At 61.7% G+C, this 13,239-nt stretch carries 14 protein-coding genes; 13 read left to right on the forward strand and 1 reads right to left on the reverse strand.

Translation table 11 applies throughout. From position 1 onward, the window contains the following. Positions 1–177: 177 nt before the first annotated feature. From P1P91_RS07865 to ihfA, 10 genes are all read left to right on the forward strand, one after another. On the forward strand, positions 178–1,434 hold the full coding sequence (locus P1P91_RS07865) for an ISL3 family transposase (RefSeq protein WP_311881765.1): 1,257 nt from the start codon (positions 178–180) through the stop codon (positions 1,432–1,434). A gap of 42 nt (positions 1,435–1,476) precedes the next feature. Beyond that, the gene (locus tag P1P91_RS07870) at positions 1,477–1,944 is read left to right on the forward strand and encodes a DUF2489 domain-containing protein (RefSeq protein WP_311881766.1); all 468 of its coding nucleotides are present in this window, start codon (positions 1,477–1,479) and stop codon (positions 1,942–1,944) included. 239 nt (positions 1,945–2,183) lie between these two features. Next, complete coding sequence (locus tag P1P91_RS07875) at positions 2,184–3,053, forward strand: OmpA family protein (RefSeq protein ID WP_311881767.1); 870 nt, start codon at positions 2,184–2,186, stop codon at positions 3,051–3,053. 211 nt (positions 3,054–3,264) lie between these two features. Further along, positions 3,265–5,187 (forward strand): threonine--tRNA ligase, encoded by a 1,923-nt coding sequence (gene thrS / locus P1P91_RS07880; protein WP_311881769.1) that lies wholly within the window; start codon positions 3,265–3,267, stop codon positions 5,185–5,187. A gap of 60 nt (positions 5,188–5,247) precedes the next feature. Then, entirely contained in the window at positions 5,248–5,739 is a 492-nt protein-coding gene (gene infC, locus P1P91_RS07885; RefSeq protein ID WP_311881771.1) for a translation initiation factor IF-3, read from the forward strand. Between the two features lie 81 nt (positions 5,740–5,820). Next, positions 5,821–6,015, forward strand: a complete 195-nt coding sequence (rpmI, locus tag P1P91_RS07890; RefSeq protein ID WP_311881773.1) for a 50S ribosomal protein L35 — start codon at positions 5,821–5,823, stop codon at positions 6,013–6,015. Between the two features lie 60 nt (positions 6,016–6,075). After that, positions 6,076–6,429 (forward strand): 50S ribosomal protein L20, encoded by a 354-nt coding sequence (gene rplT / locus P1P91_RS07895; protein ID WP_311881775.1) that lies wholly within the window; start codon positions 6,076–6,078, stop codon positions 6,427–6,429. Between the two features lie 154 nt (positions 6,430–6,583). Then, positions 6,584–7,603, forward strand: a complete 1,020-nt coding sequence (gene pheS, locus P1P91_RS07900) for a phenylalanine--tRNA ligase subunit alpha (protein WP_311881777.1) — start codon at positions 6,584–6,586, stop codon at positions 7,601–7,603. A gap of 26 nt (positions 7,604–7,629) precedes the next feature. Continuing rightward, complete coding sequence (pheT, locus tag P1P91_RS07905) at positions 7,630–10,011, forward strand: phenylalanine--tRNA ligase subunit beta (RefSeq protein ID WP_311881779.1); 2,382 nt, start codon at positions 7,630–7,632, stop codon at positions 10,009–10,011. A 62-nt stretch (positions 10,012–10,073) separates the two neighbouring features. After that, complete coding sequence (gene ihfA, locus P1P91_RS07910) at positions 10,074–10,391, forward strand: integration host factor subunit alpha (RefSeq protein ID WP_311881781.1); 318 nt, start codon at positions 10,074–10,076, stop codon at positions 10,389–10,391. 91 nt (positions 10,392–10,482) lie between these two features. Here the strand turns inward: ihfA and P1P91_RS07915 are convergent, their stop codons facing one another. Continuing rightward, positions 10,483–10,704, reverse strand: coding sequence for a DUF2788 domain-containing protein (locus tag P1P91_RS07915; RefSeq protein ID WP_311881783.1), 222 nt, complete (start codon positions 10,702–10,704; stop codon positions 10,483–10,485). Between the two features lie 146 nt (positions 10,705–10,850). On the opposite strand from P1P91_RS07915, the gene P1P91_RS07920 reads away from it, so the two are divergent. The 3 genes from P1P91_RS07920 to tig all read left to right on the forward strand — a co-directional run bounded on the left by P1P91_RS07920 (position 10,851) and on the right by tig (position 13,207). Then, entirely contained in the window at positions 10,851–11,315 is a 465-nt protein-coding gene (locus P1P91_RS07920; RefSeq protein ID WP_311881785.1) for a flavodoxin domain-containing protein, read from the forward strand. Further along, positions 11,316–11,678: a hypothetical protein gene (locus P1P91_RS07925; protein WP_311881786.1), complete on the forward strand. Its 363-nt coding sequence runs from the start codon at positions 11,316–11,318 to the stop codon at positions 11,676–11,678. 203 nt (positions 11,679–11,881) lie between these two features. Further along, complete coding sequence (gene tig, locus P1P91_RS07930; protein WP_311881787.1) at positions 11,882–13,207, forward strand: trigger factor; 1,326 nt, start codon at positions 11,882–11,884, stop codon at positions 13,205–13,207. Positions 13,208–13,239 lie beyond the last annotated feature (32 nt).

Genomic DNA, 13,239 nt, shown 5'->3' on the forward strand with positions numbered 1-13,239 from the left:
CAGGGTCAGCTTAAGAGTCTGCTATACGAAGTGCATGAAATAGCGTACCCAGCTGTTCTCGATGGATAGCGTTGTGTACCATTGAGCCAGACAATTCAGGGCTCTTCGTCGTTGGGTGTGGAATTCGCCCCCTGAGCTGGGCCAGAATATGACCTCCACGACGACAGGAGGTATGACATGGACGGCACCCAGATTCTGACCCTCGGCCTGGGCTTGGAAGCGCCCTGGATTCTCAAGGACCAGCACCTGGACACCTCCGTATCGCCCCACCGTCTGGACCTCTACGTCGAGGCCGAGCGTGGCAGCCTCTACCCCTGCCCTGAGTGCGGCGAGGCCTGTCCGGCTCATGACTTCGCTGACAAGACGTGGCGGCACCTGAACTTCTTCCAGCATCACTGCTACTTGCATGCTCGCGTGCCGCGTACCAAGTGCCCGGAGCATGGCGTCAAGCGTATCGAGGTCCCTTGGGCGAGGCCGGGCAGCGACTTCACCCTGCTGTTCGAGCAGGCGGCCATGTCACTGGTCAAGGAGATGCCGGTGTTGGCCGTCTCCCGACAGCTGGAGATCTCCGACAAGCGGCTGTGGCGCATCGTGCATCACTACGTCGGTCGGATGCTGGGGCAGCTGGATCTGAGCAACGTGGCCACCGTTGGCGTGGACGAAACCGCGTCCCGGCGTGGCCAGCGCTATGTGACGGTGTTCCTTGATATGCAACGCAAGCAGGAACCGGTGATCTTCGCCGTCCCCGGCCACGGCAAGGACGCCATCAAGGCCTTTAGCGCCTTCCTGGCGGCCCATGGCGGCGATCCGGACAACGTGGTCGAGGTCGTCTGCGACATGTCACAAGCCTTCCTCAGCGGCGTGGCTGAGTACCTTCCCAAGGCCGAGGTCACGGTCGACTGGTTCCATATCGTGCAGACCTTCACCAAGCGGCTAGACGAGGTGCGCAAGAAGGAGCGCCGCGAGCAGGAACACCCCAAGTCGCTGCGCTGGGCCCTGCTGAAGAGCCTGGACAACGAGAACCTGACGCCCAAGCAGCTGGCGGCTCTCCAGGAGCTGGTGGCTGACCAGAGCGCCACGTCCGATGCCTGGGTGATCAAGGAGAAGCTGCGCTGGATCCAGAAGGCGCCGACGCCACGAGCGGCTCGATGGCGCATCACGCACTACCTCAGGGTCATGAAGGCGGCGGTCTCGGAGAAGCCATTGCTGAAGCCGATGGGAAAGGCCCTGGCGACGTTGGAGCGCCACGCCGATGCGGTGGTCAGGCGTTGGATTTCGGGACTGACGAACGCACGACTGGAAGGCATGAACGGTCTGTTTCAGGCGGCTCGGTCACGCGCACGGGGTTACCGGAACGAAGCCAACTTCATCGCCATGATCTACCTGATTGGCAGCCCGGTGGGGCGCCTGTTCGATCAGGCCAAATCCACATGAAACGACGAAGAACCCAATTCAGTCCGCCGGGGTAGTGATCTTATGAGCGCAGGCACAGCGATGATACTTTTGGCCGCTGGCGTTATCATCATTCTGCTATTAGCCGCCTATGCTACACGCCTGCGTCGGGAAGTGAAGCGGCGCGATGCGTTTCGCCGGGAAGAAGATACGCGAGCCATTACCAACAGCCTCGAAAACCTGGACTACGTGTCGGCGGCCCTGGTACAGGGGCAGGTCAATATCACCGAAGGCGCATGGCGCTGCAAGGTACTGCTTGAAATTATCGAGCCTACTTTGGTCGAGCGAGAAGAATTTCGCGCTTTTTCTGATGTTTACAGCAGAACGCGGCATTTGAAGACTCATTCAGCCAGAAGAAACCTGACGCCCCGCGAACGCATGGGGGAGGACAAGGAGCGGCTGCAGGTAGAAGAGGAAATGCACCAGCCGGTCATGGATGCAGCCAAGGCCGTGATGCTCTGGCGCTCAAAGGGTGGAAAAACGCTGCATTAGACGATATGCCATTGAAAATACATCTGTGGCCTTTATGCTAGGCTACCTATACCTTCGCATCGGCGGACGGCGGCATGTGCCACCTCTGCCTGGATGAAAGCCATCACCTATCGCCGGTTGGATGGGGTGAGATGATGAGGGTGCTTGAGCCAAGTAAAAAAGCCGCTTGCAAAAAAGAAGCACGAACAACGAGGCCGGCGCCATGTGGCCTCACGCATTGGATCAAAAAGGAGTCATACATGAAGAAATCAACGACTGGCTTGCTGCTCGGTTCCGCTCTGGCCCTGGGGCTTTCCGGCTGCGCTAACACGGCCTCACAGGCCGGCGGTCAGACGTCGAGCAGCGATGCCGACAATAGCTGGTATCAGCACCCTGCGGTATGTGGCCTTGCCGGCGGCTTGATCGGTAGCGGTTTGGGCTATGCTACCAGCGGTGACTCTGACGAAGAGAGCGGTGCGGCCATTGGCGCAACCACGGGTGCGGCCCTGGCAGCTTATCTGTGTGCTGACAAGAGCGAAGAAGTCAAGCCGCAGTGCCCGAGCTACGGGGAAGTGCCCGCAGGCGTTGCCGTTGATGCCGAAGGGTGCCCGCTCGACTCCGACAACGACGGCGTTCCGGACTTCCGCGACGAGTGCCCGGGTACCCCGGCAGGCGTTGAAGTCGATGCCAAGGGCTGCCCGCTTGACTCCGACAACGACGGCGTTCCGGACTTCCGCGACCAGTGCCCGAACACGCCGGCCGGTGTAGAGGTCAACGCGCTTGGCTGCCAGGAAAGCCTGGTGCTGGAAGGCGTCAACTTCGAGTTTGATTCTGCGAAGCTGACTCGTCAGGCCGAACAGGAGCTGAGCGAAGTGGCCGAGAAGCTCAAGCACAACACCAACGTTCGCGTGCGCATTGAGGGCCATACCGACTCCGTAGGCAGCGCGCAGTACAACAAGGATCTGTCCCAGCGTCGCGCAGAGTCCGTGGCCAGCTACCTCCAGGCCCACGGCATTCAGCAGAACCGCATGAACTCCATCGGTTACGGCGAAGCGCGGCCGGTAGCGTCCAACGATACCGACGCCGGTCGTGCCGAGAACCGTCGTGTAGAGCTCGACGAGTGGAAGTAAGCCACGCTTTGGCAAACTGACAGCGGTTAGCGCCGCTTGACCTGCTGGACGGGAGGCATAATGCCTCCCGTCTTTTATTTGAGCCGCTCGCAAATTTTGTTAATCTTGCCTTCCCCGCGGCCCCTGCTGCCGCGATGTATCGCTGATAAAGCCCATTGATAGCGACATGTGATCCTTGGTGTGGATCACCACTGCGCTCAAGGAAGTTTGAATGCCCATTGTTACCCTGCCTGACGGCAGCCAGCGCTCGCTGGATGAGCCCCTCTCCATTATGCAGCTGGCAGAGTCCATCGGCCCGGGCCTGGCCAAAGCCTGCATCGCCGGAAAAATCGACGGCGTACTCGTGGACGCCGCCGATATCATCGACCACGATGCCGAAGTTGCCATCATTACGTCGCGCGATCCCGAGGGGCTGGAAATTATTCGCCATTCCTGCGCCCACCTGGTCGGCCACGCGGTAAAGCAGCTCTACCCCGAGGCAAAGATGGCCATCGGACCGGTCATTGACGACGGCTTTTATTACGACGTCGACTTCGGCCAGTCGATAACGCCGGAAGATCTGGAAACCATCGAAGCGCGCATGGAGTCCCTGATCAAGCGAGAGTACGACGTCGTCCGCGAATACGTCGATCGCGACCAGGCGATGCTGACGTTTTTGCATCGGGACGAGCCGTATAAGCAGGAGGTGGTCCGGGATATCCCCGAAGGCGCCACGATCCGGCTTTATCATCACGAAGAATATATTGACATGTGCCGCGGGCCCCACGTGCCCAATACGCGCCACCTGAAGGCGTTCAAGCTGACCAAGCTGGCCGGCGCCTACTGGCGCGGGGATGCGGAAAACCCCATGCTGACGCGTATCTACGGCACCGCCTGGGGAGACAGGAAACAGCTCAAGGCCTACCTCAAGCGCCTCGAGGAAGCCGAGAAGCGCGATCACCGCAAGCTTGCGCGCCAGATGGATCTGTTTCACCTTCAGGAAGAAGCGCCGGGCATGGTGTTTTGGCACCCCAACGGCTGGCGTATGTATCGGGCGCTGGAAGACTACATGCGCGAAGTTCAGCTGCGCCACGGCTATCAGGAAATCAAGACGCCTCAGGTCGTTGATCTTTCCCTGTGGCAAAAGTCCGGCCACTGGGGCCACTACAGCGAGCTGATGTTTACCACGGAGTCGGAAAAGCGCGAGTACGCGGTCAAGCCGATGAACTGCCCGTGTCACGTTCAGGTGTTCAACCAGGGACTGAAAAGCTATCGCGACCTGCCGCTGCGCCTGGCAGAGTTTGGCAGCTGCCACCGGAATGAGCTTTCAGGGTCGCTGCACGGGCTGATGCGGGTGCGGGGCTTTACCCAGGACGACGCGCACATTTTCTGTACGGAAGGGCAGATCCAGTCCGAGGCGGAGGCGTTCATTGCGCAGACGCTGGAGGTCTACAAGACGCTGGGTTTCGACGACGTCGAACTGAAGCTGTCCACGCGGCCGGACGACTTTCTGGGCGAGCCCGAGCTTTGGAGCCGAGCGGAAAAAGGGCTGGAGTCGGCGCTTGACGCGACCGGGCTTGGGTGGGAACTGCAGCCGGGGGAAGGGGCCTTTTACGGCCCCAAGATCGAATTTTCCCTGCGTGACTGTCTCAATCGCGTGTGGCAATGTGGTACGCTGCAGCTCGACTTCAATCTGCCCGGCCGGCTGAGTGCCCAGTACGTGGACGAGGACGGCAGCCGCAAGGTGCCGGTGATGCTCCACCGCGCCATTCTGGGGTCCTTTGAGCGTTTTCTGGGCATCCTGATCGAGCACTACGCCGGTGCCATGCCCCTGTGGCTTGCCCCCCAGCAGGCCGTGGTCATGACCATCACCGATGCTCAGCGGGATTACGCCCTGGCCGTGGAGCAGCGGCTGGCAAAGACCGGGCTGCGGGTCAACGCCGACTTGAGGAATGAGAAGATCGGCTTTAAAATCCGTGAGCACACGCTGCAAAAAGTTCCCTATCTCCTGGTGGTAGGAGATAAGGAAGTTGAAACTGACTCGGTCGCCGTACGCACGCGCAGCGGCGAAAATCTTGGTACCATGACCGTTGATGCGCTTATTCAGCGTCTTGACACTGAGAGAGCAGTTCTGACGACATCGTCAATTGCCTAAGGAGACGGAGCAATCAAGCGAAGCAACCAGCGCGGGCGTCCACAAGACAAGCGCCCACCAATGAACGAGCGAATTACCGATAGCCAGGTGCGCCTCATTGACAGCAACGGCGAGCAGCTGGGCATTGTCCCCACGCGCGACGCCATTGAGCGTGCCGGAGAAGCGGGTATGGATCTCGTGCAGATTTCGAATGCCGATCCCATCGTCTGCAAGATCATGGATTACGGCAAATTCGTCTTTGAGCAAAAAAAGCAAAAAGCGGCTCAAAAAAAGAAGCAGAAGCAAATCCAGGTCAAGGAGGTCAAATTCCGGCCTGGCACCGATGAAGGCGACTATCAGGTGAAACTGAAAAACCTGACGCGCTTTCTGGAAAGCGGTGACAAGGGCAAGGTAACCCTGCGCTTCAGAGGGCGAGAAATGGCGCACCAGGATATCGGCCGCAAGCTGATGGAGCGGATCGCCGAAGACCTCGAGGGCCTGGGGACGGTGGAGTCTTTCCCCAAGATGGAAGGGCGCCAGATGATCATGATTCTTGCCCCCAAGAAAAAGTGACCCAGCGGCCGGTTAAACGGGCCAGCGCCAACGCTGGCAGGCCTTGGGTTTTCTAAAAAATATCGAATGGAGTATCTTTTCATGTCGAAAATCAAGACCAACAGCGGTGCTGCCAAGCGCTTCAAGAAAACCGCTAACGGTTTCAAGCACAAGCAGTCCTTTCGTAGCCACATCCTGACCAAGAAGTCGACCAAGCGTAAGCGTCAGCTGCGCGGTATGAAGCAGATTCACCAGGCCGACAAGCCGCTGGTTCAGCGCATGCTGCCGAATCTGTAAGGATCGAACTTTTCCCGGAACGCCTCGCTGCGTTCCAGCCCATCACGTCAGGAGTGTATTATGACTCGTGTCAAGCGTGGCGTTGTCGCCCGTCGTCGCCATAAAAAAGTATTGAAGCAGGCCAAGGGGTACTACGGTGCCCGGTCGCGCGTTTTCCGCGTTGCCAAGCAGGCCGTCATCAAGGCAGGCCAGTATGCCTACCGTGACCGTCGCAACCGCAAGCGGCAGTTCCGCGCCCTGTGGATTCAGCGGATCAACGCCGGTGCTCGTCAGCACGGCATGTCGTACAGCCGTTTCGTTGGCGGTCTGAGAAAAGCCGGTATCGAAATCGACCGCAAGGTACTGGCCGATCTGGCCGTTCACGAGAAAGCGGCCTTTGCGGCCATCGTGGAAAAAGCCAAGGCTGCCCAATAACGCACTGCGAACCTGCGCGTACGCAATGCCGTAGGTACGTGACCCATACAGGGGAAGAGCAGCCGCTCTTCCCCTGTTTTTTTGCCACTGCCAGCGCGCCATTTTTTGCTACTTTCTTGCTACAAGGGCAAACGTCTAACTCGGAGTCAATCGGATGGATCACCTTCCTAGCCTGGTTGCGGACGCGCGTGCCGCTATACAGGCTTCACAGAGCGTTGCGGCACTCGAAGAACTGCGTATCCGCTATTTGGGAAAAAAAGGCGAAATAACGGCTTTGCTCAAGGGACTGGGCAAGCTGCCGGCAGAAGAGCGGCCCGCTGCCGGTGAGCGCATCAACCAGGCCAAGCAGGCGCTGGCAGGCGATATCGAGCAAAAGCGAAAGGAGCTGGAGAAGGCAGCGCTCGACGCCCGGCTGGCAGCCGAAACGCTGGACGTCACGCTGCCCGGCCGCGGCCAGTCGTCCGGCGGGCTGCACCCGGTAACGCGGACGCTTGAGCGCATCGAGGGGCTCTTTACCCGGATCGGCTTTGACGTCGCCGTCGGACCGGAGATCGAAGATGACTATCACAACTTCGAGGCGCTGAACATTCCCGCGCACCATCCGGCCCGCGGCATGGCCGATACGTTTTATTTTGATGCCACAAGGCTGCTGCGGACCCACACTTCGCCGGTGCAGGTGCGCACCATGGAAGCCACGGCGCCGCCCATCCGCATTGTCTGCCCGGGGCGGGTGTATCGCAGCGACTCGGATTTGACCCATACGCCGATGTTTCATCAGGTAGAAGGGCTGCTGGTCGATGAAGACGTAAGCTTTGCCGACCTGAAGGGCACCATCGAGGACTTTCTCCACGGCTTTTTCGAACGCGAAGACTTGTCCGTTCGCTTTCGACCCTCTTACTTTCCGTTTACCGAGCCGTCGGCGGAAGTGGATATTCAATGCGTGATGTGCAACGGCGAAGGCTGCCGGGTGTGTTCGCACAGCGGCTGGCTCGAAGTCATGGGCTGCGGCATGGTGCATCCCGAAGTGTTTCGCCACTCGGCTATCGATGCCGAGCGCTTCAGCGGTTTTGCCTTCGGCATGGGGGCCGAGCGCCTGGCGATGCTGCGCTACGGCGTGAACGACCTGCGCCTGTTTTTTGATAACGATCTGCGCTTTTTGCAGCAGTTTGCCTGAGCCCTGCGCTGAATACGGGATAGAACATGAAGTTTTCTGAACAGTGGCTGCGCGAGTGGGTTTCGCCGCAGCTGGATACCCAGGCCATGGCCGACCAGGTCACCATGGCCGGTCTGGAAATCGATGCCGTCGAGCCGGTGGCGAAGGCGTTTACCGGCGTGGTGGTGGCCGAAGTATTGACCCGAAAGCCGCATCCCGATGCCGACAGGCTGAGCGTCTGCGCCGTCAACGACGGCTCCTCGGAGCCGATGCAGGTAGTGTGCGGCGCGCCCAACGTCGAGGCAGGCCAGAAAGTGGCGTTTGCCCGGGTGGGAGGTGTGCTGCCCGGGGATTTCAAGATCAAAAAGGCCAGGCTGCGCGGCGTGGAGTCCCGCGGCATGATCTGCGCCGCGTCCGAGCTGGGACTCGCGGAGGAGGCCTCGCCGGGTATTCTGGTGCTGCCGGCGGCGGCGCCGGTGGGCGAAGATTTTCGCCGCTATATGGCACTTGATGACAACGCTATCGAGGTCGATCTGACGCCCAACCGCGGCGACTGTCTGAGTCTCAAGGGGCTGGCCCGAGAAGTTGGGGCCCTGAATCGGCTGGGCGTCACGCCGCCGGACATGACGCCGGTGCCGGCTGACCACGACGCGACGCTGCCGATTGAGGTCGAGGCAAGAGCGCTGTGCCCCCGCTATGTCGGGCGGATCATCCAGGGCGTGGATGTAGAGGCAGAGACTCCGCTATGGTTGACCGAGCGGCTGCGGCGCAGCGGTATGCGCGCCATCGACCCGGTGGTGGATGTGACCAACTACGTCATGCTCGAGCTTGGCCAGCCGCTGCACGCCTTTGATCGCGACAACCTTGACGGCGGTATTGTCGTACGCAAGGCCCAGGACGGCGAGCGCCTCAAGCTGCTCGACGGCCAGGAGATCTCGCCGCGCCCGGAAACGCTGCTTATCGCCGACCACGAAAAGCCGCTGGCAATCGCCGGGGTCATGGGCGGAGAGGATTCCGGCGTCAGCCCGGCAACCCGCACGATTTTTCTCGAGTCGGCCTTTTTTACGCCGCTGGCCGTTGCCGGACAGGCGCGGTCCTACGGACTGCATACCGACGCTTCGCACCGCTTTGAGCGCGGCGTGGATCCTCGGCTGACCGCGCAGGCCATCGAGCGGGCAACAGCGCTGCTGCTGGATATCTGCGGCGGGCAAGCCGGCCCGCTGACCGAGGTAACAAGTGAGGCACACTGCCCCGATACCCGGCAGATCGGCCTGCGCGCTCGGCGGCTGGAAAAAGTGCTGGGCAAGGCGCTTGATGCCGGCGACGTGGAAGACATTCTCGCCCGGCTGGGCTTCGACGTGGCGGCAACGGCCGACGGCTGGGACGTGACGGCGCCCAGCTGGCGTTTTGATGCCGCGATCGAAGAAGACCTGATCGAGGAAGTCGCGCGGATCCACGGCTATAACAACTTTCCCGTTCGGCGTCCGGCGGCGCGTCTGGCGCTGCGCCCGGATAACGAGGCCGGCGTCAGCCAGGCTCGGCTGCGCCGACAGATGGTGGCCCGGGGCTACCAGGAAGCGATTACCTACAGTTTTGTGGCGCCCGAGCTCCAGGAAGCGCTGCTGCCGGAAGCCGTGGCGCCGACGTTGGCCAACCCGATTTCCAGCGACCTGTCGGTGATGCGGGCCAGTCTGCTGCCCGGCCTTGTGCGGGCGCTCGACCATAACCTCAAGCGCCAGCAGCCGCGCGTGCGGCTGTTCGAGACCGGGCTGGTTTTCAACGGCCATCTGGACAATTTGCGTCAGGTGCCGATGCTCGGCGCGCTGGCCTGCGGGTCACGCTATCCCGAAAGCTGGAGCGAAAGCGCCGAGCCGCTGGACTTTTACGACGTCAAGGGCGATTTGGAAAGCCTGTTTGCCCTGGGCAGCTGTCCGCAGGACTGGCGCATGGAGCCAGGCGAGCATCCGGCGCTGCATCCGGGGCAGAGCGCGCGTATTCTCTACCGGGGAGAGCTCGTGGGCTGGCTGGGAACGCTGCACCCCGAGGTCCGCCGCCGGGTAGGGCTCAGGGTCGACGCGGTCGGTTTTGAGGTCAGCCTCGACGCTCTGAGCCAGGGGCAGGTGCCGGCGTTCAAGCCGCTGTCGCGCTACCCGGAAGTGCGCCGAGACCTGGCCTTCAGCGTTGCCGATTCCGTACCCGTGCAGGCGCTGCTGGACGTGGCCAGCGCCCACGCCGGGGATTACCTGAGCGAAACGCGCCTGTTTGATGTCTACGCGGGGCAGGGCGTGGCCGAGGGTCGCAAGAGTGTCGCTCTGGGCTTGACCTGGCAGCATCCATCGCGCACGCTAAATGACGATGAAATCAATCAGTTGGTGGATTCAATCGTCGAGCAGATACAGCGCGAGTTTGATGCCGAGCTGCGCGGTTAATTGAGTCTGCCGCCAAAGCCGGCGCTACCGCCCAGGGTGGCGCCGGCGCGACGGGAGGGCATATGAGTGCGTTGACCAAAGCAGCGCTGGCCGAGCATTTGCATACCGAGCTTGCGCTGTCCAAGCGCGAAGCCAAGGCGGTGGTGGAAACCTTTTTCGAGGAGATTCGCGCCTGCCTGCGGGAGAACGAGCAGGTCAAGCTGTCCGGGTTCGGCAACTTCGAGCTCCGCGACAAGCGTGAAAGGCCGGGGCGCAACCCCAAGACCGGCGAGGAAATTCCGATTTCGGCCCGCCGGGTGGTGACGTTTCGCCCCGGGCAGAAGCTCAAGCAGCAGGTCGCGGAGCTCACGGCGAAAAAGCGCACCGGTCCCGACGCCTGAGGCGCCGGGCGTCCGACCTGTTCGTGAACCCGCTTATCCGCGAAAGAGTGTCCGCCGGCGCTCCTGCGCCAGGCGGGCCGGGCGAGGTCGCCTAGCCGCCAATGCCGCCTTCAAGCGCCCAGGTAATCACTACCTTGAGCACATAGCCGAGCATGCCTGCTCCCAGCACGATAAACAGCATGATGGTGCCGAAGCGCCCGGCGTCGGACTTCTTGGCCAGGTCCCAGATGATAAAGCACATGAAGATGATGAGCCCGCCAATCATCAGCGGCGTGATCCAGGCTTCGAACGTCTGTTGCAGGGTGGGTGACATGGGGTCCTCGGCTAGATGTGTGCGCCTTCACGGCATGTGCCAACAAATATCAACGTGCTAATATTTGAGCAAATTCATCGGGTATTTGTCGACTTTTGCCGCAGCAACTTCGGCAGTCATGCCAAAAGGAAGGAGAGAAGGGGTTCATGTCGCAGCTTAAAATACTGGTCGGCACCATGTACGGCGGCGCGCTTGACGTGGCCGAGCAGGTCATGCCGCTGTTCGAAGAGGCCGGCTACAGCGTCGAGATCACCGAGGAGGCAACGCCGGACATGCTGACCGCCCCGGAGACGTCGCTGGTGCTGTTTTGCGTTTCCACCACCGGCAGCGGCGATTTTCCCGGCAACTTCATGCCCTTTGTACGCGCGCTGCAGGAGCAAAGCCCGTCACTGGGCGGGCTGCACTACGGCCTTATTGCCCTGGGCGACAGCTCCTACGGGGAGTCTTTCTGCGGTGCCGGGCGCACCCTGGACGCGCTGCTGGAAGACCTGGGCGCCACGCGGCTGGGCGAGCGCCTGGAGGTTGACGCCATGGAAACCTTCATGGCCGACGACGCCGCCGTGCCCTGGGTGGAGGAGTGGATCGAAGAGCAGCAGCTCAAGGTCGCTTGAATGAGCGCCCGGTCAGCCTCTCCCGAACGGATCAGCCTGGGCGTGGGACTTTGCGCAGCCATGCTGGCGACGCTGCCGCGCTACGTCGCCGGCGGCCATGACACTCGCCTGGTGCTGATGCTGGGAGGGGTGGTCGCCATTGCCGCCGTCATGGGGGTGCAGTGGCGCTGGCTGAGTCAGGCCGGCCGCAAGCGTCTTTCCGGGCTGTTACGGCGCCTGGCCGCTGTGCTGGCTCTGGGCGTGGTGCTGGCTCTGGGCTGGTACGCGGCGGTAGGCGCCGCGCAAGGGTGGGCGGCGCTAGGGCTTTCCCACGGCGCTACGCTCGGGCTGCTGCTTTATGCCGTCACGCTGTGGCGCCGCTGAGCCCCCGCCGGGCCCTCGAGTGCAGCCGTTTTGCTCGCGACCGTGTCGAAAAATGTTCCTGAGCGCATCGCCGGGGTTGTTTTCCACGCAGGGGCCCCCATCATTACGCGCATGGCGCTTGCCAGCATGCTCAAGGGTTCTTAAAATTGATCCCTTGATCTTTTTAGCCAACACCATATCGCCCAGCCGCTAGAGGACAGTTCATGCAAGTTTCCGTCGAGACGACCACCCCGATTGAACGCCGCCTTACCATTCAGGTACCGGCCGCTGAAATCGACGAGGCCGTCAGCGCTCGCTTGAAAGACACCGCGAAGAACGTGCGCCTGAATGGCTTCCGCCAGGGGCGGGTGCCGATGTCCGTTGTTCGGCAGCGCTATGGTCAGAGCGTGCGCGACGAGATCGTCGGCGAGGTCATGCGCGAACGCTACGTCCGCGCGATTACCGATGAGGCGCTGAATCCGGCGGGCTATCCGTCCATCGATGCCACCGTCAACGAGGCCGGCAGGGACCTGGAGTTCGTCGCTACCATGGAGGTATACCCCGAGGTGGAGCTGGCCTCCATTGAGGGGACCAGCGTTGAGCGCCCGGTCGTCGAGGTCACCGATGCCGACGTCGAGGAAATGATCGAAACCCTGCGCAAGCAGAACGCCGACTGGGAAAGCGTCGACCGCGCCGCCGCCGAAGGCGACCAGGTCAAGATCGACTTTCAGGGCTTCATCGACGACGAGCCCTTCGAGGGCGGCAGCGCCGAAGGCCACGAGCTGGTGCTGGGCTCCAACAGCTTTATCCCCGGCTTTGAAGAGCAGCTGGAAGGCGCCAGGCCCGGCGACGACAAGACCGTAAGCGTCAGCTTCCCCGAGGATTACCAGGCCGAGCACCTGGCCGGCAAGGAAGCGACCTTCAAGGTCAAGGTGCACGAGGTCAAGGCGCAGGTATTGCCCGAGGTGGACGCCGAATTCATCGAGCGCTTCGGCGTGGAAAGCGGAGACGCCACCGAGTTCCGCGCGGAAGTGAAGAAGAACATGAGCCGCGAAGCCGAGCAGGCGGTGGACAACCGCGTCAAGCAGCAGGTGCTCGACGCGCTCAAGGCGGCCAACGATATCGCGGTCCCGGCCGCGCTGGTGCAGCAGGAAACCGACGGCATGAAGCGCCAGGCCGCGCAGCAGTTCGGCCTGGGCGAAGACTTTGACGTCAGCCAGCTGCCCAACGAACTGTTTGAAGAGCAGGCCAAGGGCCGGGTTCAGACCGGACTGCTGCTGGCCGAGGTGATCAAGCACAACGAGCTTGACGCCAGCGATGACGAGATCAGGGCCAAGGTCGAAGAGCTTGCCGGCCAGTACCAGGATCCTCAGGAGGTTGTTGACTACTACATGGGCAATGACCAGCTGAAGACCCAGGTGAAGTCCGCCATTCTTGAAGACAAGGCCGTGGCCAAGCTGATGGAGCAGGCTCAGGTGAGCGATGTCGAAATGAGCTACCAGCAGGCTCTTGCCGCGGCCCAGCAGCAGGGCGGTGAAGACGGTGCCTGAGAGCAAGCCAGGGCCTGACGCCCGCTGATCCC

This window comes from Halomonas piscis (assembly GCF_031886125.1).
Classification (GTDB): domain Bacteria; phylum Pseudomonadota; class Gammaproteobacteria; order Pseudomonadales; family Halomonadaceae; genus Vreelandella; species Vreelandella piscis.